Source organism: Streptosporangium sp. NPDC020072 (genome assembly GCF_040631445.1).
Taxonomy (GTDB): domain Bacteria; phylum Actinomycetota; class Actinomycetes; order Streptosporangiales; family Streptosporangiaceae; genus Streptosporangium.
In genome coordinates this window covers 433951-458129 of record NZ_JBEYAB010000001.1, presented here as the reverse complement: position 1 = coordinate 458129, position 24179 = coordinate 433951, and the positions used below count along the sequence as shown (strand labels likewise).

Below are 24179 nucleotides of genomic sequence, written 5' to 3'. Positions count from 1 at the left end.
CGTACGGCTCAGTTGGCCCGTCGCATCGACTCGGTGATCCGCTCGGCGGCGGAGACCACGGGGGCGGCGTGCAGCCGTCCGGGGGTGCGGGTCAGCCGCTCTATCGGGCCGGAGACGGAGACCGCGGCGATGACCTTGCCTCCCGTGCCCCTGATCGGCGCCGAGACGCTGGCCACCCCCTGCTCGCGCTCGCCGACGCTGTGCGCCCAGCCCCTGCGGCGGACGCTGGCCAGGGTCGCCGCGGTGAACTTGGCCCCGCGCAGGCCGCGGTGCAGGCGGTCGGGCTCCTCCCAGGCGAGCAGGATCTGCGCGGCGGACCCGGCGAGCATCGGCAGGGCGGAGCCGACGGGGACGGTGTCGCGCAGCCCGCTGGCGCGCTCGGCGGCGGCGACGCACACCCGCTCGTCGCCCTGGCGCCGGTACAGCTGGGCGCTCTCGCCCGTCAGGTCACGCAGCTGGGTCAGCACCGGTACGGCGACCGCCAGCAGCCTGTCCTCACCGGCCGCGGTGGACAACTCGGACAGCCGGGGGCCGAGGACGAAACGCCCCTGTGTGTCACGGGAGACGATGCGGTGGTGTTCGAGGGCGACGGCGAGCCGGTGGGCCGTGGGCCGGGCCAGGCCGGTGGCCTGGACGAGCTGCGCGAGGGACGCCGGGCCGGCTTCAAGGGCGTTGAGCACGAGAACGGCCTTGTCGAGTACGCCGACTCCGCTAGAGTTGTCCATACACCGATACTGCCGTCTCGACATATGAGAAAGCAAGTGGGGTGCGGAAAGCGATCGCAAGGAGGCGACATGGGGCGCACGCTGGCGGAGAAGGTCTGGGAGCAGCACGTGGTGCGACGTGCGGAGGGAGAACCCGACCTGCTCTATATCGACCTGCACCTCATTCACGAGGTGACCAGCCCGCAGGCGTTCGACGGCCTGCGCATGGCGGGGCGTCCCGTGCGGAGGCCGGAGCTCACGATCGCCACCGAGGACCACAACGTCCCGACGGTGCTCGGCCCGATCGCCGACCCCGTCTCGCGCACCCAGGTCGAGACGCTGCGCAAGAACTGCGCGGAGTTCGGCGTCAGGCTGCACCCGATGGGCGACGCGGGTCAGGGTGTCGTGCACATCATCGGCCCGCAGTTCGGCCTGACCCAGCCGGGCATGACCATCGTCTGTGGTGATTCTCACACCTCGACCCACGGCGCCTTCGGCGGCATCGCCTTCGGCATCGGCACCTCCGAGGTCGAGCACGTGCTGGCCACCCAGACGCTGCCCGCCTACCGGCCGAAGACGATGGCCATCGAGGTCTCGGGCGAACTGCCCGTCGGGGTCACCGCCAAGGACCTGATTCTGGCGATCATCGCCAAGATCGGCACCGGTGGCGGCCAGGGCTACATCGTCGAGTACCGGGGCGAGGCCATCCGCAAGCTCTCCATGGAGGGCCGGATGACCGTCTGCAACATGTCGATCGAGGCGGGCGCCAGGGCGGGCATGATCGCCCCCGACGAGACGACCTTCGAGTACCTCAAGGGCAGGCCCCACGCCCCCACCGGCGAGAACTGGGACGCCGCCGTCGAGTACTGGCGGTCGCTGTCGACCGACGAGGACGCCGTCTTCGACACGGTCGTCGAGATCGACGCCTCGACGCTGACCCCGTTCGTCACCTGGGGCACGAACCCGGGCCAGGGCGCTCCGCTGGGCAGCGCGATCCCGGCTCCCGAGGACACCGGCGACCCGGGCGCGGCCGCCCGCGCGCTCGAGTACATGGGCCTGACCGCGGGGACCCCGCTGCGCGAGGTCGCGGTGGACACGGTCTTCGTCGGCTCCTGCACCAACGGCCGGATCGAGGACCTGCGCGCCGCGGCCGAGGTGCTGCGCGGGCGCCAGGTCGTCACCCGCACGCTGATCGTCCCCGGCTCGATGCTGGTCAAGCTCCAGGCCGAGCAGGAGGGGCTGCACGAGGTGTTCAAGGCCGCGGGCGCCGAGTGGCGCGAGGCGGGCTGCTCGATGTGCCTGGGCATGAACCCCGACACCCTCGCCCCCGGCGAGCGCAGCGCCTCGACCTCCAACCGCAACTTCGAGGGGCGTCAGGGCAAGGGTGGCCGTACCCACCTGGTCTCCCCGCAGGTCGCCGCCGCGACCGCCGTCACCGGAAAACTGACCGCGCCCGCCGACCTGGTCTAGGAGAAACTCGCAATGGAAGCCTTCACCGTCCACACCGGCCGGGCCGTACCGCTGCGCCGCAGCAACGTCGACACCGACCAGATCATCCCCGCGGTCTGGCTCAAGCAGGTCAGCAGGACCGGGTTCGAGAAGGGCCTGTTCTCCGCCTGGCGCGAGGACCCCGGATTCGTCCTGAACGACCCGGCCTACCAGGGGGCCTCGGTCCTCGTCGCCGGTCCCGACTTCGGCACCGGCTCCTCACGTGAGCACGCCGTCTGGGCCCTGCAGCAGTACGGCTTCCGCGCGGTGATCGCACCGCGTTTCGCCGACATCTTCCGTAATAACTCCACCAAGATGGGGCTGCTCCCGGTGGTGCTCTCGGCCGCGGAGGTCGAGGCCCTGCAGGCGGCGGCCGAGGCGGACCCGACCCTTGAGGTCACCGTCGACCTGGCCGAACGCCAGGTGCGCTGGGCGGGGGAGACGGCCGGTTTCGAGATCGACGACTACACCCGCTGGCGTCTGATGGAGGGGCTCGACGACATCGGGCTGACCCTGCGCAACGCCGACGACATCGCGACATACGAGAATGGTCGGCAGCCATGGCTGCCGACGACCGTCTGACACGTTCAGAAGACGACCTGGCCCGGCGGCTGCGCGACGCGCACCGCCGGGTTCGTTTGTTGACCCTTTCTCCGGAGCGGCGGGAGCGTCTCGCCAGACGCCTGCTGTCGATCTGTGACCTCGCAAAGCACGATCTCCACCGTGCAGCGGGGCGTCTTGATTTATTCCTTCTCGACCTTGATGCTCTGGTTTCAGATACGCCAAGTGCTGGAAACATTGCGGAAGGTGATTGAGTCGTAGGGCTCCGTCCCCTAATTTCAAGCGGGCAAGGGGTTTCTCGCTCTGTTGAGACCTCGGGCCGTGACAACCGGGTGAGACGGGCTACCTGCCCCACGACCCACTCCCAGACATCGGTAGCAGGGGGAGCAACCTTTATGAACAAGAAGGAACTCGTCGAGGCGATCGCGGATCGCGTCGGTGACAGAAAGACCGCGACCGAGGCCGTCAACGCGGTGCTCGACACCATTCAGCGGGCCGTCGCCAGCGGCGACAAGGTCTCCATCACCGGATTCGGCGCCTTCGAGATGGTGCACAAGCCCGCCCGTTCCGCGAGGAACCCTTCGACCGGCGCGGAGATCAAGGTCGCCGAGAGCTGGGGTCCCAAGTTCCGGCCGGGCTCCGACTTCAAGGAGCTCGTCAACGTGGAGGGAAAGAAGGCCGCGAAGAAAAGGTAGGACTCGCCCGGGCGCCGGGACTCCCGTCGCGGGGGCCCGGCGCCCCGCCTTTCACGCGACGGCCGTACGGTCCCGTCACATGGGGGCGGTGGGAGGAACCGGGAACGTGGACAGCGTGACGTAGGTGATCCGGTCGCCGTCGAGGACGACGTTCACCCGTTGTCCCGCCCGTAGAAGCCGCAGCGGTCCGGCCTCGAAGGCCGCGGTGTCGAACGGGATCTCCGTCCCGTCGTCGGAGTAGACAGAGCCCGACCTGGTCGTCGTGTCGAAGATCCGTACCGTCGCCTGCACCCGGTCATGGTAACCCGGTCACCCGGAGGGACGCGGGTGGTCGGCGGCGTAGGACGCCAGCCCCCGGATGATGATCTCTATGCCGAGGTCGAACCGCTCGTCGTTCGTCCGCTGGAGCATGACGTCGGCGAGCTCGACCATGTTCGGGAAGCGGTCGGGCGGCAGCTCCCTGAAGTAGCGTTCGAGCGTCTGCCTGATCTCCGCCCAGGACCTCTCGACCGCCGGCCGTTCCCCGTCCTCCTCGGCCTCCTGGCGCCGGTCGTCCCAGACGCTCTCCTCGAAGGCGAAGCCGTTCATGAAGGTGGAGATCATGTCGCCCGCCGCGCCCGCGAGGTGGTCGGGGAGGCCGCCCGCGCGGAAGACGGCCAGGAGCTGCTCAAGGTGGGGGAGCGCCTCGGCGCTGAAGGGGAAGCCGGTCATGGCGATCCTGGCCATGTCACGGTGCTCGTGCAGCTTGGTCCGCCCGGTGCGGGCGTACTGCCTGATCTGCTCCTGCCAGTTCTCCGGGTCGGGGGCGGGCAGCTCCCAGTTGCGGAACATCCGCAGGTACATCAGTTCGAGCAGCTCGTCCTTGCCGCTGACGTGGGCGTAGAGGGCGGAGACCGCGACGTTCAGCTCGGCCGCGACCTGGCGCATGCTGAGCTTCTCGTAGCCCACGCGGTCGATCACCGTGTAGGCGGCCTCGATGATCCGGTCACGGGTGAGCGGGATGCGGGCCGGACCCGTCCTTCTGCGTGCCCGATCCCACGGCAGTGCGGGCAGCTCGTCACTCATGACGCCAGTGTAACGCCAGGGTGAACACTGCTCATCACATCGAACGCCGCTCGTTTTCACGACATATCTTGTCTTCGGCGACGATGCGACATATCTTAAGAACACCGCACTGAGTGGCGAACGCCGTTCTTTGAGAGAACGATGCTCGTGTATGGTGAACGCTGTTCATCTCAATCCCTCCAACCGCTGGGAGCCCCCCATGACCACAGACGTGTCAGAACCACTTCGGAAGGCGGCCGAGCCGCCCCTCCACCGGTGGCGCTGGGTCGCGCTCGCCGTCATCCTGCTCGGCGAGGTGATGGACCTCCTCGACGCCATGGTCACCAACATCGCCGGGCCGACCATCAGGAACGAGCTCGGTGGTTCGGCCTCCGTCATCCAGTGGCTCGGCGCCGCCTACACCCTTTCGATGGCGGTCGGCCTGATCACCGGCGGCAGACTCGGTGACATCTTCGGCCGCAGGCGGATGTTCGTCATCGGCGCGGCCGGGTTCACCCTGGGGTCGCTGCTGTGCGGCCTCGCCCAGTCACCCGAACTGCTCATCGGCGCGCGGGTCCTGCAGGGCCTGTTCGGCGCCGTCATGCTGCCGCAGGGGCTCGGCATGATCAAGGAGATGTTCCCGCCGAAGGAGATGGGCGCGGCATTCGGCCTGTTCGGGCCGGTCATGGGCCTGTCCACGGTCGGTGGCCCGATCCTGGCCGGATGGCTGGTCGACGCCGACTTCTTCGGCACCGGCTGGCGCATGATCTTCCTGATCAACCTGCCGCTCGGCCTGGCCGCCGTCCTGATGGGGATGCGCTTCCTGCCCGAGTCCCGTTCGCCGCACCCGCTCAAGCTCGACGTCCCCGGCGTGCTGCTGGCCTCCCTGGCCGGTCTCCTGCTGGTCTTCCCCCTGGTCCAGGGCAGGGAGAGTGACTGGCCCGCCTGGGCCTTCCTGATGATGGGCGCCTCCGCCGTGCTCTTCGTGCTCTTCGGCTGGTTCGAGGCCAGGAAGAGCCGGACGGGCGGTGACCCGCTGGTCGTCCCCAGCCTCTTCCGTAAGCGCGCCTTCACCGGCGGCCTGGCGACGGGCCTGGTCTTCTTCTCCGCCATGTCCGGTTTCGCGCTGGTGTTCAACCTCTACACCCAGATCGGCCTGGGCTACTCCACGCTCCAGGCGGCCCTGGTGATGATCCCCTGGTCGCTGGGCATGGTCGCCGGGTTCGGGGTGGCGCAGGCGGTCGCGAAGTTCGGCCGCAAGGTCCTGCAGGGCGGCATCCTCGTCATGGCGCTCGGCGTCGTCGGGGTCCTGCTGACGATCGCCCAGGCCGGCACCGGTGTGACCGCCTGGCAGTTCGTTCCCTCCCTGGCGGTCACCGGGCTTGGCATGGGCCTGCTGATGGCGCCCTTCTTCGACATCATCCTGGCCGGCGTCGAGCAGCACGAGACCGGCTCGGCCTCGGGCACGCTGACCGCGATCCAGCAGCTCGGTGGCGCCGTCGGTGTCGCCCTGCTCGGCACGGTCTTCTTCGACCAGGCCGCGGCCACCCTCAGGCCCGACTTCGTCGGCGCGGCGGGCACGGTCCTGTGGGTGGTCGCGGGGATGCTCCTGCTGACCTTCGTCACGGCCTTCCTGCTGCCCAAGCAGGCCAGGGAGGGGGAGAACGCCGGGCACTGACCCCGCCACGGCGCCCCGCCCGCGGGGGCCCGCCGTTCGGAGCCGGAGCGCCTCCGGCCCGGAACGGCGGACACGGCGGACACGGGCGGGTCAGGAGGAAGAGGGAGTCCCCCCAGCGGGGGACTCCCTTTCGATCTTCTCCACCACGGCGAGGGTGCGGGGACCGACCCCGAGGGACAGGGCGCTGCGCAGGTCGTCCGGGGTGTCCACGTCCCGGCGTACCGAGGCGACCCCCTCAAGACAGAGCTCCTTGGCGCCGTACCGCAGATGACGCTCACGCGACTCGCCGCCGAAGCCCGGGGTGAACGGGACGCCGGGCCGTACGCCGTAGAAGGTCGTGCCGATCTCGGCCGCGTCGGGCAGGAACGCCTGGTCGAACTCGCCGGCCGCGGCCAGCACCAGGGCGAGTTCGGCGGGCCGCAGCGCGGGCAGGTCGGCCTGGAGCGCGCCCACGGAGCCGGCGGGCGCCAGCCGTACGGCCTCGGTGGCGCCGTGCCGCAGCGCCGCGTTCAGGCCGGCCTCGGGATCGCCCACCACGTGGGCGCCGATCCCGGCGAGCGCGGGCGCGGCCACGGGATCACTCGTCACGACCACGACGCGCGCGACCGTCGCGCAGGCCAGCGCGGCCTCGACGGTGTCGCAGGCGAACGCGACGGCCAGGGCGGCCCGGTGCGGGCCCGCCGCCCTCGACAGCCGCGTCTTGGCGGCGACCAACGTCTTGACCGGCACGACGAGGGTCCAGGCTGAACTCTGCGGAGCAGGCATAGCCTTAAGCATCGCGCCTCGACATCCTGTACGGCCAACCGGGACACTTGGGGCGCATCACTGCTTACGGAGGAGTTCATGAGACGTCCTGGATGGCCTTCCCGGTTCTGGGTCGCCCTGGCCGTCACGATCGTCAAGCCGATCTCGTGGCTCCTGGTCAGGAAGGACTGGCGCGGGGCCGAGCGGCTGCCGCCGACCGGCGGGGTCATCCTGGCCGTCAACCACCTGTCGTGGCTCGACCCGGTCCTGGTCGCCCACTACCTCTACAACAACGGCCGCTGGCCGACGATCCTGGCCAAGGCCGGACTGTTCTCGGTGCCGCTGCTCGGGCGCGCGGTGCGCGGGCTGATGGCCATCCCGGTCCACCGGGGCAGCGCGGAGGCCTCCCGCTCGCTCGCCGAGTCGGAGCGCAGGATCGCCGAGGGCGCGTGCGTGATGTTCTATCCCGAGGGCACCTGCACCCGCGACCCCGACTTCTGGCCGATGGAGGGCAAGACCGGCGCGGCCAGGCTGGCGCTGGCGACCGGCGCGCCGGTGATCCCGGTGGCGCACTGGGGTGCCCAGGAGATCCTGCCCTACGGCGGTAAACGGCCAAGACTCTGGCCGCGTAAGACCTTCCACGTGCTGGCGGGGCCACCGGTCGACCTGTCGAAGTACGAGGGGCGGCCCCTGCACGCCGACGTGCTGCGCGCGGCGACCGCGGACATCATGGCGGCGGTCACCGCTCAGCTCGCCGAGCTGCGGGGGGAGAAGGCGCCGCCGGCACCGTTCAAGCGGCCCTCGGACCATTGACTTCGACGTACGGTGATGAAATGACCAAGGCGGCTGTATTCGGCACGGGCTCGTGGGGCACGACATTCGCGATGATCCTCGCGGGCGCGGGAGGCAAGACCGTTCTGTGGGGCAGGCGCCCCGAGGTCGTCGAGGCGATCGACCGCCGCCACGAGAACCCCGACTACCTGCCGGGCGTACGGCTGCCCGAGACCCTGCGCGCGACGACCGACCCTGCCGAGGCCCTGGACGGGGCGGACTTCGTGGTGCTGGCCGTGCCGTCCCAGACGTTGCGGGTGAACCTGACCGGGTGGAAGCCGTACCTCCCGCCGGAGGCGGTGCTGGTCAGCCTGATGAAGGGCATCGAGCTCGGCACGACGAAGCGGATGAGCGAGGTGATCTGCGAGGTCGCCGAGGTGCCGAAGGAGCGGGTCGCGGTCGTCTCGGGTCCCAACCTGGTCGGTGAGATCGTCAGGGGCCAGCCCGCGGCGACCGTGGTCGCCTGCGCCGACCGGCGCGCCATGGAACGCCTTCAGGAGGCCTGCCACCTGCCGCCGTGGTTTCGCCCCTACACCAACCCGGACGTCGTCGGGGTCGAACTCGGCGGCGCCGTCAAGAACGTGATCGCTCTCGCCGTGGGCGTCTCGGCGGGGATGGGGCTCGGCGACAACGTCAGCGCGATGCTGATGACCAGGGGACTCGCGGAGATCTCCCGGCTGGGCGAGGCGCTCGGCGCCGATCCGCACACCTTCGCCGGGCTGGCCGGAATGGGCGATCTCATAGCGACCTGCACCTCCCCATTGTCCAGGAACCGTACCTTCGGTGAGAATCTTGGCCGGGGGATGACCCTGGCCGAGGTCGTCGCCGCGACGAAGCAGACCGCCGAAGGAGTCAAATCCTGCGAGTCGGTTCTGGAACTGGCCAGGAAGCACGATGTCGAGATGCCGATCACGGAGGTGGTTGTGGCCGTCGTGCACGACGGGTTGCCTCCCGCCGAGGCCGGGAACCTGCTGATGTCGCGAACCCTCAAACCAGAACGGTACGGCGTTTGACCTCCCTGTCGTCCTCGCCGCCGAGGACACGGGAGAGGGAGCCCGGAGGCGTCGGCCGTACGATCCCGCCGACACCGCGAGGGAGGGAAGCGCCGTCACCCCGCCCCGGGATCGGAGTACCCCCGGCGCGAATCCGGTGAGCCGACGAATGCGCAGACCCAACGGTGAGAACACCCGCGCGGTCCACCTGCCCCCCTTGGCCGACCCCCGGCAGAGCCCGCTCGGCCTGCCGGTGTGGCGCAGCTCCGCCTGGGGCTTCGCCGACTCGGCCGAGTACGCCGAGATGTGCGACGAGAAGAGCTCGGGCTTCGCCCACGGCGGGGTGGACAACCCGACGACCGCCGCCTTCGCCGCCGCGGTCGCCTCGCTCGAAGGGGCCGCGGCGCCCAAGGACGTCGCCGGGCAGGCCTTCTCCTCGGGGATGGCCGCGATCACCGCCGTCCTGATGACCTTCCTGCGGGCCGGAGCGCACATCGTCGCCCCGATCCCCGTGCACGGCGGGACCTACTCGCTGATCACCAACGTGCTCTCCAGGTTCGGCGTCTCGGCGGGCTTCGCGGACTACGGCGACCTCAGCCGGGTGAACGCCGAGGTCAGGTCGAACACGAAGATCATCTATGCGGAGACCCTGTCCAACCCGGCCATGGCCGTCTCCGACATCCGGGGCCTGTACCGCATCGCCCGCAGGGCCGGGGCGCTGCTTGTCGTCGACTCGACCTTCGCGACCCCGGTCGTCTGCCGCCCGCTCGAACACGGCGCCGACCTGGTCGTCCACTCGGCGACCCGGTATCTCGGCGGCCACGACGACTGCGAGGGCGGTGTCGCGGTCGGCCGTCCCGACCTGATCGCGCAGCTCGGCGAGGTCCGTCTCGACACCGGCGGCACGCTCTCCCCCGACGACGCCTTCCTGCTCCGCAGGGGGCTGGCGACCCTCCCGCTCCGGGTGCGCAGGATGTGCGCGACCGCGATGGTCTTCGCCGCCGCGGTGGCCAAGCACCCCGCGGTGCGCCGGGTCGACTACCCGGGCCTGCCGGGACACCCCGGCCACCAGCTGGCCAGGCACCTGTTCGACTCGGGCCCTGAGGGGACGAGGTACGGCGCCTGCGTGACGGTCACCCCGCACGGCGGCTACGACGCGGGCGTCGCGCTGGCCGACGGCCTCAGGATCGCCTCGATCGCCACCTCGGTCGGCGGCACCAGGACCAAGGCGGCGCACGTCGCCTCGACCAGCCATCCGCAGCTCGGCGGGGCCGCCGGGATCGACGCCGGGGCGGTCCGCTTCTCGATCGGCCTGGAGGACGCGGAGGACCTCATCATGGACGTGACGAGGGCTCTGGACGCCCTCCTCGACCAAGGGGTGGCCCCGGACAGCGGAAAGGGCCCCGGATCGGGACGATAGGCGCGTCTGACAGCCGGGATGACGGCCCAGAGGGGGTACATTCGGTCATCATGAGCGAGCAGCGCGAAACCCGCCCGCGGGTTGCAATCGTCTTCGGTGGCCGCAACTCCGAGCACGGCGTCTCCCTCCTCGGGGCCGGGAGCGTCCTTGAGGCCATCGACCGGTCCAAGTACGAGGTTCTCCCCGTGGGCATCGCCCAGGACGGGCGGTGGGTGCTCGCCTCCGGCGAGCAGCGCTACGCGATCGAGAACGGCGAGATGCCGGTCGTCGACGCCACGGGAACGGCGCTCGCGCTGCCGACCGGCGGCGACGCGCTGGTCGTCTACGAAGCGGGCAGCATCCCGGTCGAGTTCGGCCAGGTGGACGTCGTCTTCCCGGTGATGCACGGCCCCTTCGCCGAGGACGGCACGATCCAGGGGCTGCTGGAGATGGCCGGGGTCCGCTACGTCGGCTCCGGGGTGCTGGCCAGCGCGGTCGGTATGGACAAGGGCTACATGAAGACGGTGCTGGCCGCCGCGGGCCTGCCGGTCGGGCCGTACGTCGTCGTGCGCGACCGTGACTGGCGCACCGCCCGCGAGCGGGTCCTCAAGGAGGTCGAGGAGCTCGGCTGGCCGGTCTTCGTCAAGCCCGCCCGCGCCGGGTCGAGTCAGGGCATCTCCAAGGCCAATGACCGCGAGGAGCTCGAAAGGGCCGTGGAGTTCGCCCGCGAGCACGACCCCAAGGTGCTGGTCGAGGCCGCCATCGTGGGCCGCGAGATCGAGTGCGCCGTGCTGGAGTCCCCCGGTGACGAGGCGCCCAGGGCCAGCCTGCCCGGTGAGGTGCTGGTCCACGGCGACCACGAGTTCTTCGACTTCGAGGCCAAGTACATCGGCGACGAGATGTCCCTGGCCGTGCCCGCCGACATTCCGGCCGAGGTCGCCGAGGAGCTGCGCGCGATGGCCGTGCGCGCCTTCGAGGCGCTCGGCTGTGAGGGCCTGTCCCGGGTGGACTTCTTCTACACCGAGGACGGCCGGCTGATCCTCAACGAGATCAACACGATGCCCGGCTTCACCTCGGTCTCGGTCGCGCCGCAGCTGTGGGCCGCGACCGGTGTGCCGTACGGGGAGCTCGTCGACCGGCTGATCCAGCTGGCGCTGAACCGCGCGCCGGGGCTCAGGTAGGTCAGCCCGTCTGGGGGAGCGCCGCCTTGATCGGCCCGGAGAGGTCGACCAGGACGTTCCCCGGGACGTGCTCGCGGGAGATCGTCACCTCGACGTAGGCCTGCCTGCCGATCGCGGTGAACAGGGCGGGCCTGGCGGGGTCGTTGAACCACGCGACCCCGTTGATCTCCGGAACCTCGTCGGTGGCGGCCATCGTCGACGGCCGGGTCACCCCGCAGCGCAGCGCGATCCGCGCCTGCCCCCACACCGCGACGTACGGCGAGGCGGGCGACGACTCGACCCGGTCCACACCGTCGAGGGTCTTGGGCAGCCGTCCGCCGAGGGCCTTGCACGCGGCGGCGGCCGCTCCCTCGGGAACGGGCGGGTCCACGCGGACCGCGCCGCCGCATCCCGCCAGGAGCAGAGGGAGGCAGGCGAGCGCGGCCCAGCGGGCGAACCGGAGTGACATGGAGTCTCCCGGTGAGGTCAGATATGGACGATGGGACACGTAAGAGTACGTGTGATGCCCTCCACCGCCTGAATCTGGGCCACCACCATCTTGCCGAGTTCGTCCACGTTGCGGGCCTCGGCGCGGACGATCACGTCGTAGGGTCCGGTCACGTCCTCGGCCTGGGTGACACCGGTGATCGAGGAGATCTGCCCGGCCACGTTCGCGGCCTTGCCGACCTCGGTCTGGATCAGGATGTAGGCCTGCACCATAACGTCCTCCCGGGCGATTGGATCAGTGCCGAAGGGCCACCGTACCCTGTGATGAACGGGAGGTGTGTCATCACAGTCGGAGATCTCGGCGAATTCGGAGTTGTCGCACGTATAGCCGAACGCTTGCCACAAGGTGGGACCGTGCTTCTCGGTCCCGGGGACGACGCCGCGATGGTGAGGTCTCCTGACGGACGGGTCGTCGTGACGACAGACTTACTGATCGAGGGTAGGCATTTCCGTCGCGATTGGTCCAGTGGCTACGACATCGGGCGTAAAGCTGCGGCCCAGAATCTTTCAGACATCGTTGCCATGGGGGCCGACCCCACCGGCATCGTGGTCGGTCTCGGCCTGCCCGCCGACGCCGCCACCGGCTGGCTCGACGACCTCACCGACGGCTTCCGCGACGAGTGCGACCTGGTCGGCGCGAGTGTGGTCGGCGGCGACGTCACCCGCTGCGACCTGGTCGTGCTCGGGGTGACCGCGCTGGGAGACCTCGGCGGGCGTGCCCCGGTCACCCGCTCCGGCGCGCGCCCCGGCGACGTGGTCGCGGTCACCGGACGGCTCGGGCACGCCGCGGCGGGGCTCGCGCTGCTCGCCGCCGGTGAGAAGGGCCCCGCCGCACTGCTCGACGCCCATCGCCGCCCCGCGCCTCCGTACGTCTGCGGTCCCCGGGCGGCCGCGCTCGGCGCCACCTCGATGCTCGACGTCAGCGACGGGCTCCTCCAGGACCTCGGTCACGTCGCCGAGGCGAGCGAGGTGGGGATCGTGCTCCTGCCGGAGGCCTTCGTGATCCCCGAGCCCCTTGAGGAGGCCGCCGGACGGCTCGGGGTGGACCCGCTCGGGTGGATCCTGTCCGGCGGGGACGATCACGCGCTCGCGGCGACGTTCCCTCAGAGCGTACGGCTGCCGCAGGAGTGGACCGTGGTCGGCCGGGTCGAGGCGGGTAAGGGCGTGCAGGTCAGCGGCCGTTCGATGGCCTATGAGGGGTGGGATCACTTCAGGGAGTGAATTTTCCCACTTCCTGTGACATTCGTGAAAATTGCGACAAACGGTTATTGAAATGGTATGAAGTTTGGCGGCCGAGATTCCCTAGAGGAAGGGGCGACATGGGCCGCCATGGTGGACATGGGGAAGACGTCCCCCGCAACCGGGGGAAACGTGAGCCGGAGTCAGCTCCGGAGCCCCCCCAACAGTCCGGGACCAATGACGAGTTGATCGGGCGCCGGCTCCGTCCAGAGGAGTCCGCGATCACCGAACCCGCCAAGGGGTTCCTCGGATCAGGCTGGTCGGCCACGACCGAACTGTCCGAGCCCGTCTGGCCGGGAGAGGAGCGCAAGCCGAGACGGCGCGTCAGGACGATGCTGCTCACCGCGGTCGCGGTCGTCGCCGTCCTCGGCGGAAGCGCCGCGGCCATCCAGCTGACCAGCGGCTCCGCCGACTCGACCACCGCCTGCCCGCCCGGCGGCTGCGCGGCCGCCTCCTCGGAACGGCCCGCCCCCGAGGACTCGCTCACCGATCCCGAGGACCCCACGCCGCCGGGAGAGGAGGCGGAGGAGCCCGCACAGGAGCCGACCGGAGAAGCGACGGGCAAGCCCGGCGGGACGGAGACGCGGCCCCCGCGGACCCCGGCGCCCGTCGCCACTGCGCACCGCGCGGACCGTACCCCCGAGACCCCCGAGACCCCAGAGGCGAAGGCGCGCCCGACCCCGAAGACCGGGCACACCCCGCGCCGCACCGATCAGGCGCAGCCGAGCGACGACCCCGAGCCCACACCGGAACCGACCGGGGAGGCGCTCGTCACCGGCGAACGGCCGCACACGCCCGGCGAGTCGCCGGGCGTCCCCGAGACCTCCGCGACCCCGGCGCCCACCCCGACCACCCCCGCGGCCTCCGGGGTCACCGTCGGATTCGGCCTGGTCAAGGAGAAGACCCAGGCCTACACCGCCCAGCTCGTCATCGCCGCGGACGGCAAGCTCGACGGCCTGACGCTGAAGATGCCGGTCGGTGGCGAGATCACCTCGCTGCACGGCGCCGACTGGAAGCAGGAGGGCGGAATCCTCGTCCTCGACTCGGCGCAGAACCTGGACCCGGGGGAGAACCTGGTCGTCACCTTCAGCGCGGACGGCCAGTCGAGTACCCCCAAGACCTGCCAGAGCCCCCAGGCTGACTGCGTCGTCATCTGATCCGGTACGGCGGGCATGCCCGAGAGCTGGTTGGATGGGGCTCATGACCGATTCCGCCCCTCCCCGCGTGCTGACCGTCGCCGGATCCGACTCCGGCGGCGGCGCGGGCATCCAGGCCGACCTGAAGACGATGCTGGCCCTCGGCGTCCACGGCATGAGCGTCATCGCCGCGGTGACCGCCCAGAACTCGCTGGGCGTCCAGGGCTACTGGGAGCTGCCCGCGGAGGCGGTCCGCGCCCAGCTCGACTCGGTGCTCGGCGACATCGGCGCACAGGCGATCAAGACCGGGATGCTGGCCTCGCCGGTACTGGTCGAGACGGTCGCCGAGGCGCTCGCCGGGGCGGGGGCGCCGGTCGTGGTCGACCCGGTCGGGGTCTCCAAGCACGGGGACACGCTGCTCGCGCCGGAGGCGGTCGAGACCGTCAGGACACGGCTGCTGCCGGTCGCGACCGTCGTGACCCCCAACCTCTGGGAGGTCGCGCAGCTGACCGGCGTCAAGGTCGAGGACGACCGGGACATGCGCAAGGCCGCCGACGCCGTCCTCGCGCTCGGCCCGGCCTGGGCGCTGATCAAGGGCGGCCACCTGCCGGGAGAGCCGGTCGACCTGCTCACCGACGGCACCCGTGAGTTCCGCTTCCACGCCGAACGTCACGACAACCGCCACACCCACGGCACCGGTTGCACCCTGGCCTCGGCCGTCGCCTCCTACCTGGCGCTCGGTGAGGACGTCCCCGCCGCCGTTGAGAAGGCCAAGGCGTACGTCACCGGGGCCATCGCCCACGGTTTCGCCCTCGGCTCCGGCATAGGCCCCGTGGACCACGCCTGGCGCTGGCGTTAGCCCTTCTGGGTCTCAGCCCGTGTGACGTCCCGCCGGAGCCCGATCTCCGGCCCCGTTCACAGAAGCCCGATCATGGGGTCGGTGCCCAGGCGGCGCAGGACCTCGGCGGTCCTGGACGCCTGCTCGGCGTCCGGGCCCTCCCTGTGGCCCGACTCGACGGCGTCGGCCAGCGCGACCAGCTCGTGCGGCGGCAGGAAACCGTTCACGGTGCGCAGGTGGAGCCGTACCTTGGGGCCGTTGTGGTCCCGGGCCGTCAGGTGAGGGATGGTGCGCCCGGTCTGGTGCCTGTGCTCGCCGCTTCCCTCGTACTCGGGGGTCGAACCGAGCCAGACGCGGGCCGTGGCGAGGTCGGCCCGTCGTGTCCTGAACGTGCGCCGGACCTCCAGCACACTCCCGGTGAGGGTCGCCCTGAAACGGAAGGCGGCGACGAGGCCGCCCAGGAAGACCGTCCCGACCAGCGCGAATATCAGCAGGACCAGGTACTCGATCCGGAACGGGGAGTGGTCCGGAGGGTAGTACGGATAGTCCGTCGACGTGTGCTGGTCACGCACCATGAGGATCACGAACAGCGGAAGCGCCACGAAGGGGAGGGCGAGAACCGACATGATGATCTTGGAGCCCGTGCTCGCGCCGGCGCTCAGTTTGAGTGGTGCGGGAGAGGTGCTCACCATCTGACACTAACCAGTCAAGGTGGTGATTCAGGGGAGATGTCCAGAAAAGACTCCTGGCAGCACGACGCGGCCCGGCACCCCACGAGGGGGCGCCGGGCCGCGGGTGCGTCTGGCTAGCGGGTGACCTTGCCGGCCTTGATGCAGGAGGTGCAAACGTTCAGCCGCTTCGGCGTGCCGTTCACCACTGCGCGCACGGGCTGGATGTTCGGGTTCCAGCGGCGGCGGGTGCGGCGGTGCGAGTGGGAGACGTTGTTGCCGAAGGTCGGCTTCTTAGCGCAAACATCGCAGACGGAAGCCACGGTTCGCTCCTTAGATCAGTCGAGAGGCTCGATCCGCCGCGTCGGCGGCGGTCATCGGGCGTGCCGGGACGACCGGCTGGCCAGACGAGAATACCCGACGCCCGGCCTCACATGACAACACGGACCGCCATGACTGGCCGAACGGGGATAGTCCCAAGGGTCAACGGTAGCGCATTCCCGGGGGCCGCCGGACGGCCGTGCCGGGCCCGCCCGCGTGGTGTCGAGGCGATTCTGTCGCACGGACACGGTAGAAACTCTGGGGTGACGAGCTTCGACGAGCCGCTGACCAAGGCGCTTGACCCCAAGACCGCCAAGCTGCTGGAGAGCGTCCTCGACCTGCGCACCGTGGGCGACCTGCTGCGGCACTACCCCCGCCGCTACGCCGAGCGCGGTGAGCTGACCGACTTCGAGGACCTTCAGGCCGACGAGCACGCCACGGTCGTCGGCGAGGTCACCAGGGCCATGCGCAGGCCGATGCGCAACAAGGGCGGCACCTGGCTGGAGGTCGAGATCGTCGACGGCCGCCGGGGCAAGATCTACCTGTCCTTCTTCGGCAGGGCCTCCCACATCGCGGAGACCCGGCTGCGGCCCGGCGTCAGGGGCATGTTCGCGGGCAAGGTCGGCGCGTTCGGCCAGGGCGACAAACGCAGGTGGCAGCTCTCCCACCCCGAGTTCGAGATGTTCGACGAGAGCCAGGAGGGCGCCGAGAGGTTCGCCGCCGCGCTGGTGCCGATCTATCCGGCGGGCAAGGACGTGACCCCCTGGGCGATCCGCAGGGCGCTCGGCGTCCTGCTCGACACCCTGGAGCCCCTTGAGGACCCGCTACCCGCCGACCTCCGGAGCAGACGTGAGCTTCCCGGGCTGGCCGAGGCGCTCACGGCCGTCCACCGGCCCCGCGACCACGCCGACGTCTCCAGGGCGCGCAAGCGGCTGAAGTACGACGAGGCCTTCCTGCTCCAGGCGGTGCTGCTGCAGCGCCGCGCGGCCGCGGCCTCCTGGCCCGCCGCCCCCAGGCCCGCCCGCGCGGACGGGCTGCTGGCCGACTTCGACGCGCGCCTGCCGTTCCAGCTCACCGAGGGGCAGCGGAGCGTGGGCGAGGAGATCGCCGCCGACCTGGCCCTGGCCCACCCCATGCACAGGCTCCTGCAGGGCGAGGTCGGCGCGGGCAAGACCGTCGTCGCGCTGCGCGCCATGCTCCAGGTGGTCGACGCAGGAGGCCAGGCCGTACTGCTCGCCCCGACGGAGGTGCTCGCCCAGCAGCACCACAGGTCGATCACGGCCATGCTCGGCGACCTGGCGACGGGCGGCATGTTCGGCGGTACGGCGGTCGCCCTGCTGACCGGTTCGCTCGGCGCGGCGGCCCGCCGTACGGCCATGCTCGACGCCGCCTCGGGCGCGGCCGGGATCGTCGTCGGCACCCACGCGGTCCTGCAGGAGCGCGTGCAGTTCGCCGACCTGGGGCTGGTCGTGGTCGACGAGCAGCACCGCTTCGGCGTCGAGCAGCGCGACGCGCTCAGGGAGAAGGCCGGGGGAGGCCGTCCGCACGTGCTGGTCATGACCGCCACCCCGATCCCGCGCACGGTCGCCATGACCGTCTTCGGCGACCTGACGGTCTCCACGCTCTCCCAACTCCCCTCGGGGCGCGCGCCGATCACCACGCACGTGGTCCCCGCCGCGGAGAAACCGCACTTCCTCGACCGGGCCTGGAGCAGGCTGCGCGAGGAGGTCGAGCTGGGACGGCAGGCCTACATCGTCTGCCCGCGCATCGGCGACCTAGAGGGCGACGAGGGCGACCTGTCCAAGGACGACGACGAGCGCCGCCCCCCGCTCGCGGTGCTCGACGTGGCCGAGACGCTCTCCCAGGGCCCGCTGCACGGCCTGCGTACGGCGGTGCTGCACGGCAAGCTGCCCCCGGAGGAGAAGGACGCCGTGATGCGGGCTTTCAGCCGCGGCGAGACGGACGTCCTGGTGGCCACCACGGTCATCGAGGTCGGCGTCGACGTGCCCAACTCCTCCGTCATGGTCATCATGGACGCCGACCGGTTCGGCGTCTCCCAGCTCCACCAGCTGCGCGGCCGGGTCGGCCGGGGCGGGCTGCCCGGGTTGTGCCTGCTGGTGACCGACGCCCCCGGCGGCACCCCGGCCAGGCAGCGGCTCGACGCGGTGGCCACGACCCTAGACGGCTTCGAGCTGTCCCGGGTCGACCTCGAACAGCGCCGTGAGGGCGACGTGCTGGGCGTCGCGCAGTCGGGCCGCAGGTCGTCGCTGAAGCTGCTGCAGCTCCTGCGGGACGAGGAGGTGATCCACTCGGCCCGCCTCGACGCCGAGGGCGTGCTGGAGAGCGATCCGGAGCTGTCGGGGCACCCGATGCTGCGCATGGAGATCGACAGGCTGCTGGCCGACGAGCGCGCCGAATACCTGGAGAAGACCTGAGCCCGTCGGGAGACGGTCCTTGGGCGTCCGGGGTCCTCGGCGTCCGCTGACGGGAGAGGGAAGGCCTGGGGCGGCACGGAGGGGCCGCGGGCGGGAAAGGTCAGAAGACGCCCGAAGGCGGGGACGGCCTCCCCCCGAATGCCGTCCCCGCCTGGGCCCGCCCTCGGGTCAGGTGCCGAGAGCACCGGCGTGCGGAAGGGCTCACGATCACGCCGGTCGGCCTTCTCCTGGGTCGCCGAAGGCCGCAGGACTCATCATGCAAGCAGTCGTGACCCGGGGGAACGACCCTTGCGCTTTCGTCGCCACTCCTTGCCCACTCTTGACCTAGATCACCTACCCGAACCCTTTTGACCTGCGGTTATGTGATGCGTCGCGACACGCCGGGCTGTGGTCCGCGCCGCCGCTGGGACAATGGGCCGGTGAGTCGAGTCATCGCGGGAAGCGCAGGAGGACGACGGCTGGCCGTGCCGCCGGGGCGGGGGACCCGCCCCACGAGCGACCGGGCCAGAGAGGGGATCTTCGCAACCGTCGGGTCGTTGTTCGGCCCCCTGGACGGCGCCCGGGTGCTCGACCTCTACTCGGGGTCGGGGGCCCTCGGGCTTGAGGCGCTGTCCCGGGGCGCGGAGCACGCCCTGCTCGTCGAGTCGGACGCCAAGGCGATCAGGACGATCAGGGCCAACATCGCCTCCCTCGGGCTGCCCGGTGCGGAACTGGCCGCCGACCGCGTCGAGCGGGTGCTCGAACGGGGAACGGCGCAGCCGTACGACCTGGTGTTCGCCGACCCGCCGTACACCCTGGGCGCCGAGGCGGTCGACGCCGTGCTCAGGGGGCTGAGGGACGGCGGCTGGCTGGAACGGGACGCCCTGGTGGTCGTGGAACGCGAGAGCCGGGGCACAGACCTGGTGTGGCCCGAGGGGTACGAGGAGGACAGGGTCCGTCGTTACGGGGAAGCGGCCGTTTGGTACGGTCGCGCCGCCGGGAATCCATAGGGCAGGGGGTTTCGCCTTGCGTCGCGTTGTCTGTCCGGGATCGTTCGATCCCGTTACCAACGGCCATCTGGACATCATCGGCCGGGCCTGCCGGCAGTACGACGAGGTCGTGGTCGCCGTCCTGATCAACATCGAGAAGAAGAGCCTGTTCACGGTCGAGGAGCGCATCGAGATGCTCCAGAACGTGACCAAGGAGTACGGCAACGTGCGCGTGGACAAGTTCCACGGTCTGCTGGTGGACTACTGCAGGCAGCAGCAGATCCCGGCCATCGTCAAGGGCCTGCGGGCGATCAGCGACTTCGACTACGAGTTGCAGATGGCCCAGCTCAACTACCGGATGTCCGGGGTCGAGACACTGTTCATGGCCACCGGTCCCGAGGTGTCGTTCCTGTCGTCGAGTCGCATCAAGGAGATCGTCCGTTACGGCGGGAGCGTGGCCGGTCTGGTACCCGATCTCGTCCAGGAACTCCTGGTCGAACGGCTCAGGGGCTGACCCCTGGTATCCTCTTGTTTCTGCCTTGCACGACGGCGTTGATTCGCCATGCCTGATGAGAGTGGAATGACTCCGCACAGCCTTGACCCCCGCGCCCCGTGGGTGATCTCCACCCATGACCTGGGGCGGAGACCGGGGGCGATGCTTCGGATGAGTCTCACGCTCCCGGCGCCGGCGAACATCGGTGTTGACATGATCGGTGTCCCCAGGGACACCGACGTCGAGCTGGACATCCGGCTTGAAGCGGTCATGGAAGGTGTGCTCGTCACGGGCACGGCGCGGGCCCCGCTGCGGGGGGAGTGCGCACGCTGCCTGGAGGAGATCGTCTCGGATACCGAGGTGAGCTTCCAGGAGCTGTTCTTCTACTCGGCGGAGGATGCCGCCGAGGACGACTCGCTTCTCGACGGAGAACTGCTCGACCTCGAACCTGCGTTCCGTGACGCGGTGGTGCTCACACTGCCGTTGAGCCCGGTGTGCAGCGAAGACTGCTCCGGGCTCTGCTCGGAGTGCGGGATCAGGCTGGCCGACGCCGAGCCTGATCACGGACACGAGGTCGTCGACGCCCGCTGGGCCAAGCTGCAGGGTCTGGTTCCAGAACATAACAACGATCAGGAGAGCTGACGTGGCTGTCCCCAAGCGCAAGATGTCGCGGAGCAACACTCGCTCCCGCAGGTCGCAGTGGAAGGCCGCCGCGGTCTCGCTCGTGAGCTGCCCCCAGTGCCGCTCGCCGAAGCGTCCGCACGTGGCGTGCCCCTCCTGCGGCACCTACAACCGCCGTCAGGTGATCGAGCCCTCCGCCTGATCGCAGTCTGACCGACGGACACCGGCCGGGTCTCTCCGGCCGGTGCCACCGTTCGCGATCCATATGCGATGGCGGTCGGCCCGCGGCTGTGGTGGACGCCGGGTTACGCGGTGACGCGTACCCTCCCGGCGCCCACCACATCTTCGGGCATCTCTCATTCCCTTCCTCGCCATCGCGCATTTCACCGCAAGCGTGCGAGGAGAAGAAACCATGGGGATGAGCAGTGTCAAGCCGGTAGCCGTCGAGGTCGTCAGTGACGAGCTCGACAAGGTCCTCTCCGTGCGACTGGACGCGGCGATCCTGGAGCGGGCGCTGACGCACCGCTCCTACGCCTACGAGAACGGCGGCCTGCCGACCAACGAACGCCTTGAGTTCCTCGGCGACTCCGTGCTCGGCCTGGTCGTCACCGACACCCTGTACCGCAACCACCCCGACCTGCCCGAGGGGCAGCTCGCCAAGCTCAGGGCCGCGGTGGTCAACATGCGCGCCCTCGCGGGTGTCGCCCGCACCCTCGGTCTCGGGCGCTTCCTGCGCCTCGGCAGGGGCGAGGAGGGCACCGGGGGGCGTGACAAGTCCTCGATCCTCGCCGACACCCTTGAGGCGCTGATCGGCTCGGTCTACGTGGACAAGGGCCTCGACGAGGCCTTCCGCGTCGTCCACCTGCTGTTCGACCCGCTCATCACCCGCTCCGCCTCGCTGGGCGCCGGTCTCGACTGGAAGACCTCGTTGCAGGAGCTGACCGCCTCCGAGTCGCTCGGCGTGCCCGAGTACCACGTGGAGGAGAGCGGCCCCGACCACGCCAAGTCCTTCACCGCGATCGTCAGGGTCGGCGGCGAGGAGTACGGCTCCGGCTCGGGCCGTTCGAAGAAGGAGGCCGAGCAGCAGGCGGCCGAGACCGCATGGACCCGCATCCGTGAGGACCGCGACAAGCGCGAGGCCGGCTGACCCGCGAGTCGTACGGCACGAACCGAAGGAGGGGGCATGCCCGAACTGCCCGAGGTCGAGGTCGTACGGCGCGGCCTGGAACGCTGGGTCCGCGGACGCGTCGTCGCGCGGGCCGAGGTGCTGCACCCGAGAGCGATCAGGAGGCACGTCCCCGGCGCCGAGGAGTTCGCCGCCCAGCTCAAGGGGCGCACGATCGGCACCGCCGAACGCAGGGGCAAGTACCTCTGGCTGCCCCTCGACGGGACGGACGCGATCCTGGCCCATCTCGGCATGAGCGGCCAGCTGCTGGTCGTCGAGCCGGACACGGCCCTGGAGAAACACCTGCGGATCCGGATCACCTTCGCCGACGGCGGCCCCGACCTGCGCTTCGTCGACCAGCGGACCTTCGGGCACGTGCTGGTGACACCGCTGGCCGAGGCCGGCGGCAGGCAGGTGCCCGAGCCGATCACCCACATCGCGGCCGACCCGTTCGAGGAGCACTTCGACGAGGAGCTCTTCGCCCGCCGTCTGCGAGCCCGGCGGACCGAGATCAAGCGGGCGCTCCTGGACCAGTCGCTGATCAGCGGGGTCGGCAACATCTACGCCGACGAGGCGCTCTGGCGGGCTCGCCTGCACGGCGCCAGGCCGACCGGGGCGCTGACCGGGCCGAAGATCTCCGAGCTGGTCGGCGCGGCCCGCGAGGTGATGACCGAGGCCCTGGCGCAGGGCGGCACGTCCTTCGACAGCCTCTACGTCAACGTCAACGGTGAGAGCGGCTACTTCGAGCGCTCACTGGCCGTGTACGGCAGGCGGGACGAACCCTGCCCGCGCTGCGGCGCGCCGATCGTCAGGGAGTCGTTCATGAACCGTTCCTCCTACAGCTGCCCCCGTTGCCAGCCCCGCCCGAGAGGGACGGCGGCATGACGGCCGTACGGCTGACCGCCTGGGTCAGAGGGCGTGTCCAGGGGGTCGGTTTCCGCTGGTGGACGCGGGCCAGAGCGCTGGAGCTCGGACTTTCCGGATGGGCGAGGAACACCGAGGACGGCCGGGTCGAGGTCGTCGCCGAGGGCGGTCGTGAGGCGTGCGAGAACCTGCTCTCCCAGCTCAGGGCGGGTGCGACCCCGGGAAAGGTTGACGCGGTCGTGGAACGCTGGAGCGAGGCCAAAGGAAATCTTGGCGGTTTCGTTGAGCGCTGATGCTTCCTTAAACCGCCCAAAATAAGGTATATTTTACTGTCGAGAGTGCCCACTGGTGTATCCACACGGAGCGTTCAACTTGACCGCCCCTTCCGCCGGTGCGACTCTTGATAAGAACCACGCGCACCCCTCCCGCGGCAAGAAGTGCGCGAACCAGTCTGGTCACTCAGCGTGGAGGACCCTTTACCATGGCGAAGGCTCTACTCGGCCACGTCGGCGGTCCTGACCCTCGTATGGTCTCGGAGATGCGCCGTCTTCAGCAGCGTATCCGTGATCTGGAGGCAGAGCTCACCCGGCTCCAGGCCCAGAACGACGAACTCGCGGCCGGCACCCGCGACGAGGCGTTCACCCGCCTGCAGGATCGTGAGCCGGTTCTCACTTAGAGACCGGGACGAAACACCACTGTCCAGGGGCGCCTCGCCGGGGCGTCCCTTGCCATGCCGACCCCTGTCACGTGCGGGGCCACGCATGGCGAACGACCCATGTACGGCGGGCGGACCACACGGTACGCCCGGCGCACCGCCGTACGACGAGATCGCTCACAGATGACGTGAGAAGAAGGCGAACTGCTCGGGGAGCACACGGACCCGGTACGCCGTGTCCTGGCACCCCGAGGAGATCCCTCCCTCCGTCGTCGCGCCGAGCGCCTTCAACCCCTTCAGCATCGTCTCCGTCTGCGGAGCCCTGTCGTCGCGCTCGCCGCAGCCCAGCCAGACCGGGATGTCCACCAGGTCACGCAGCGGAGCCCGTGCCGCCGTGACGGCGGGTGAGGCCGCGGCCACCGCGGCGACCCGGCCGGAACCCAGCTGCGCGGCCAGCCTGAGGGCCTCCGCCCCGCCCGCCGCCCAGCCGAGCAGCCCGATCCTTCCGGTGTCGAACCCCTGGGTCTCCAGATGCGGGAGCACGGTCCCCACGACGTCGGCCGAGGGCCAGTCGTCGATCGCGGCGACCGCGAACCGCCCCCCGCTCGCCGCCAGGTAACGGTCCGCGGAACAGAGGTCGAGCGACGCGCGGGCGTTCTCCGTGCCCTCGGGAAACATGATCACGACGGCGGTCCGGTCGCGTGGCCGCGGCGGCAGTGAGACGATCACCGTACGGCCCTCGACCTCGCTCAGCCGCCGGGCCCCGGGACGGGCGACGGGAGGGTCGGGGACGCCTCCGCAGACGACACGGGCGTAGGCGTTCCGGAAACCGTCCGGACCGATCGCGAGCGCGGCACCGCCCAGGCCGAGCGCGGCCAGCCCGCCGCCGACCAGGAAAGCCCGCCGTCTGAGACGGCCGTCCCCGCCGTGCGGGGAGCCCTCGCCGCGTTCCGCATCCATGCAGGGCACCCTA

General features: G+C 70.4%; 30 protein-coding genes. 21 read left to right on the top strand and 9 right to left on the bottom strand.

From position 1 onward, the window contains the following. Nucleotides 1–8: 8 nt before the first annotated feature. Nucleotides 9–725, bottom strand: a complete 717-nt coding sequence (locus ABZ470_RS02210; RefSeq protein WP_352010266.1) for an IclR family transcriptional regulator — start codon at nucleotides 723–725, stop codon at nucleotides 9–11. Nucleotides 726–794: 69 nt separating this feature from the next. Between ABZ470_RS02210 and leuC the strand changes: the two genes are divergently transcribed. The 4 genes from leuC (at nucleotide 795) to ABZ470_RS02190 (ending at nucleotide 3448) form a co-directional block, all read left to right on the top strand. Further along, on the top strand, nucleotides 795–2174 hold the full coding sequence (leuC, locus tag ABZ470_RS02205; RefSeq protein WP_352010267.1) for a 3-isopropylmalate dehydratase large subunit: 1380 nt from the start codon (nucleotides 795–797) through the stop codon (nucleotides 2172–2174). A 12-nt stretch (nucleotides 2175–2186) separates the two neighbouring features. Next, nucleotides 2187–2774, top strand: coding sequence for a 3-isopropylmalate dehydratase small subunit (leuD, locus tag ABZ470_RS02200; protein ID WP_352010268.1), 588 nt, complete (start codon nucleotides 2187–2189; stop codon nucleotides 2772–2774). Further along, the gene (locus ABZ470_RS02195) at nucleotides 2753–3007 is read left to right on the top strand and encodes a hypothetical protein (RefSeq protein WP_352010269.1); all 255 of its coding nucleotides are present in this window, start codon (nucleotides 2753–2755) and stop codon (nucleotides 3005–3007) included. The genes leuD and ABZ470_RS02195 overlap by 22 nt, the downstream gene beginning before the upstream one ends. A gap of 141 nt (nucleotides 3008–3148) precedes the next feature. Beyond that, nucleotides 3149–3448 (top strand): HU family DNA-binding protein, encoded by a 300-nt coding sequence (locus ABZ470_RS02190; RefSeq protein ID WP_352010270.1) that lies wholly within the window; start codon nucleotides 3149–3151, stop codon nucleotides 3446–3448. A 75-nt stretch (nucleotides 3449–3523) separates the two neighbouring features. Here the strand turns inward: ABZ470_RS02190 and ABZ470_RS02185 are convergent, their stop codons facing one another. Both ABZ470_RS02185 and ABZ470_RS02180 read right to left on the bottom strand, forming a co-directional pair. Then, entirely contained in the window at nucleotides 3524–3739 is a 216-nt protein-coding gene (locus ABZ470_RS02185) for a hypothetical protein (RefSeq protein ID WP_362909412.1), read from the bottom strand. An 18-nt stretch (nucleotides 3740–3757) separates the two neighbouring features. Next, nucleotides 3758–4513 carry a TetR/AcrR family transcriptional regulator gene (locus tag ABZ470_RS02180; protein ID WP_362909410.1) on the bottom strand — a complete coding sequence of 252 codons (756 nt, stop codon included), beginning with the start codon at nucleotides 4511–4513 and terminating at the stop codon, nucleotides 3758–3760. A gap of 199 nt (nucleotides 4514–4712) precedes the next feature. Between ABZ470_RS02180 and ABZ470_RS02175 the strand changes: the two genes are divergently transcribed. After that, nucleotides 4713–6170, top strand: coding sequence for an MFS transporter (locus ABZ470_RS02175; protein ID WP_352010273.1), 1458 nt, complete (start codon nucleotides 4713–4715; stop codon nucleotides 6168–6170). Between the two features lie 90 nt (nucleotides 6171–6260). On the opposite strand, the gene cofC is transcribed toward ABZ470_RS02175, so the two are convergent. Next, entirely contained in the window at nucleotides 6261–6947 is a 687-nt protein-coding gene (gene cofC / locus ABZ470_RS02170; RefSeq protein ID WP_362909408.1) for a 2-phospho-L-lactate guanylyltransferase, read from the bottom strand. Nucleotides 6948–7013: 66 nt separating this feature from the next. On the opposite strand from cofC, the gene ABZ470_RS02165 reads away from it, so the two are divergent. The 4 genes from ABZ470_RS02165 (at nucleotide 7014) to ABZ470_RS02150 (ending at nucleotide 11317) form a co-directional block, all read left to right on the top strand. Further along, a complete protein-coding gene (locus ABZ470_RS02165; RefSeq protein WP_352010275.1) occupies nucleotides 7014–7727 on the top strand; it encodes a lysophospholipid acyltransferase family protein in 714 nt (237 codons plus the stop codon). 20 nt (nucleotides 7728–7747) lie between these two features. Next, nucleotides 7748–8758, top strand: coding sequence for an NAD(P)H-dependent glycerol-3-phosphate dehydrogenase (locus tag ABZ470_RS02160; RefSeq protein WP_352010276.1), 1011 nt, complete (start codon nucleotides 7748–7750; stop codon nucleotides 8756–8758). Between the two features lie 148 nt (nucleotides 8759–8906). Next, the gene (locus ABZ470_RS02155; RefSeq protein ID WP_352010277.1) at nucleotides 8907–10157 is read left to right on the top strand and encodes an aminotransferase class I/II-fold pyridoxal phosphate-dependent enzyme; all 1251 of its coding nucleotides are present in this window, start codon (nucleotides 8907–8909) and stop codon (nucleotides 10155–10157) included. Between the two features lie 50 nt (nucleotides 10158–10207). Beyond that, entirely contained in the window at nucleotides 10208–11317 is a 1110-nt protein-coding gene (locus ABZ470_RS02150) for a D-alanine--D-alanine ligase family protein (RefSeq protein WP_352010278.1), read from the top strand. 1 nt (nucleotide 11318) lies between these two features. Here ABZ470_RS02150 and ABZ470_RS02145 read toward each other — a convergent pair whose 3' ends face one another. Together ABZ470_RS02145 and ABZ470_RS02140 are read right to left on the bottom strand one after the other, a co-directional pair. After that, the gene (locus ABZ470_RS02145) at nucleotides 11319–11765 is read right to left on the bottom strand and encodes a DUF3515 domain-containing protein (protein ID WP_352010279.1); all 447 of its coding nucleotides are present in this window, start codon (nucleotides 11763–11765) and stop codon (nucleotides 11319–11321) included. Between the two features lie 17 nt (nucleotides 11766–11782). Continuing rightward, the gene (locus ABZ470_RS02140) at nucleotides 11783–12016 is read right to left on the bottom strand and encodes an Lrp/AsnC ligand binding domain-containing protein (RefSeq protein ID WP_352010280.1); all 234 of its coding nucleotides are present in this window, start codon (nucleotides 12014–12016) and stop codon (nucleotides 11783–11785) included. Nucleotides 12017–12067: 51 nt separating this feature from the next. Between ABZ470_RS02140 and ABZ470_RS02135 the strand changes: the two genes are divergently transcribed. The 3 genes from ABZ470_RS02135 to thiD all read left to right on the top strand — a co-directional run bounded on the left by ABZ470_RS02135 (nucleotide 12068) and on the right by thiD (nucleotide 15037). Continuing rightward, nucleotides 12068–13024 carry a thiamine-phosphate kinase gene (locus tag ABZ470_RS02135; RefSeq protein WP_362909406.1) on the top strand — a complete coding sequence of 319 codons (957 nt, stop codon included), beginning with the start codon at nucleotides 12068–12070 and terminating at the stop codon, nucleotides 13022–13024. A 203-nt stretch (nucleotides 13025–13227) separates the two neighbouring features. Then, on the top strand, nucleotides 13228–14199 hold the full coding sequence (locus tag ABZ470_RS02130; protein WP_362909404.1) for a hypothetical protein: 972 nt from the start codon (nucleotides 13228–13230) through the stop codon (nucleotides 14197–14199). 34 nt (nucleotides 14200–14233) lie between these two features. Next, entirely contained in the window at nucleotides 14234–15037 is an 804-nt protein-coding gene (thiD, locus tag ABZ470_RS02125) for a bifunctional hydroxymethylpyrimidine kinase/phosphomethylpyrimidine kinase (RefSeq protein ID WP_352010283.1), read from the top strand. 56 nt (nucleotides 15038–15093) lie between these two features. Here the strand turns inward: thiD and ABZ470_RS02120 are convergent, their stop codons facing one another. Both ABZ470_RS02120 and rpmB read right to left on the bottom strand, forming a co-directional pair. Continuing rightward, complete coding sequence (locus ABZ470_RS02120; protein ID WP_362909402.1) at nucleotides 15094–15642, bottom strand: hypothetical protein; 549 nt, start codon at nucleotides 15640–15642, stop codon at nucleotides 15094–15096. Between the two features lie 179 nt (nucleotides 15643–15821). Next, nucleotides 15822–16007: a 50S ribosomal protein L28 gene (rpmB, locus tag ABZ470_RS02115; protein ID WP_012894387.1), complete on the bottom strand. Its 186-nt coding sequence runs from the start codon at nucleotides 16005–16007 to the stop codon at nucleotides 15822–15824. A 261-nt stretch (nucleotides 16008–16268) separates the two neighbouring features. Here rpmB and recG point away from each other — a divergent pair, with 261 nt between their 5' ends. The 9 genes from recG to ABZ470_RS02070 all read left to right on the top strand — a co-directional run bounded on the left by recG (nucleotide 16269) and on the right by ABZ470_RS02070 (nucleotide 23227). Continuing rightward, nucleotides 16269–18440 carry an ATP-dependent DNA helicase RecG gene (recG, locus tag ABZ470_RS02110; protein WP_362909400.1) on the top strand — a complete coding sequence of 724 codons (2172 nt, stop codon included), beginning with the start codon at nucleotides 16269–16271 and terminating at the stop codon, nucleotides 18438–18440. A 419-nt stretch (nucleotides 18441–18859) separates the two neighbouring features. After that, entirely contained in the window at nucleotides 18860–19429 is a 570-nt protein-coding gene (gene rsmD, locus ABZ470_RS02105) for a 16S rRNA (guanine(966)-N(2))-methyltransferase RsmD (RefSeq protein WP_352010286.1), read from the top strand. Between the two features lie 16 nt (nucleotides 19430–19445). Then, nucleotides 19446–19922 carry a pantetheine-phosphate adenylyltransferase gene (gene coaD / locus ABZ470_RS02100; RefSeq protein WP_352010287.1) on the top strand — a complete coding sequence of 159 codons (477 nt, stop codon included), beginning with the start codon at nucleotides 19446–19448 and terminating at the stop codon, nucleotides 19920–19922. A 192-nt stretch (nucleotides 19923–20114) separates the two neighbouring features. Then, nucleotides 20115–20543 carry a YceD family protein gene (locus tag ABZ470_RS02095; protein WP_352010288.1) on the top strand — a complete coding sequence of 143 codons (429 nt, stop codon included), beginning with the start codon at nucleotides 20115–20117 and terminating at the stop codon, nucleotides 20541–20543. Nucleotide 20544: 1 nt separating this feature from the next. Further along, entirely contained in the window at nucleotides 20545–20724 is a 180-nt protein-coding gene (gene rpmF, locus ABZ470_RS02090; RefSeq protein WP_179824792.1) for a 50S ribosomal protein L32, read from the top strand. Nucleotides 20725–20934: 210 nt separating this feature from the next. Then, complete coding sequence (gene rnc / locus ABZ470_RS02085; RefSeq protein ID WP_352010289.1) at nucleotides 20935–21669, top strand: ribonuclease III; 735 nt, start codon at nucleotides 20935–20937, stop codon at nucleotides 21667–21669. Nucleotides 21670–21705: 36 nt separating this feature from the next. Next, complete coding sequence (mutM, locus tag ABZ470_RS02080; protein WP_362909397.1) at nucleotides 21706–22572, top strand: bifunctional DNA-formamidopyrimidine glycosylase/DNA-(apurinic or apyrimidinic site) lyase; 867 nt, start codon at nucleotides 21706–21708, stop codon at nucleotides 22570–22572. After that, nucleotides 22569–22844: an acylphosphatase gene (locus tag ABZ470_RS02075; RefSeq protein ID WP_352010291.1), complete on the top strand. Its 276-nt coding sequence runs from the start codon at nucleotides 22569–22571 to the stop codon at nucleotides 22842–22844. The genes mutM and ABZ470_RS02075 overlap by 4 nt, the downstream gene beginning before the upstream one ends. Nucleotides 22845–23032: 188 nt before the next feature. Continuing rightward, a complete protein-coding gene (locus ABZ470_RS02070; RefSeq protein ID WP_184719995.1) occupies nucleotides 23033–23227 on the top strand; it encodes a hypothetical protein in 195 nt (64 codons plus the stop codon). Between the two features lie 156 nt (nucleotides 23228–23383). Here ABZ470_RS02070 and ABZ470_RS02065 read toward each other — a convergent pair whose 3' ends face one another. Further along, nucleotides 23384–24166, bottom strand: a complete 783-nt coding sequence (locus tag ABZ470_RS02065; RefSeq protein WP_362909395.1) for a hypothetical protein — start codon at nucleotides 24164–24166, stop codon at nucleotides 23384–23386. Nucleotides 24167–24179 lie beyond the last annotated feature (13 nt).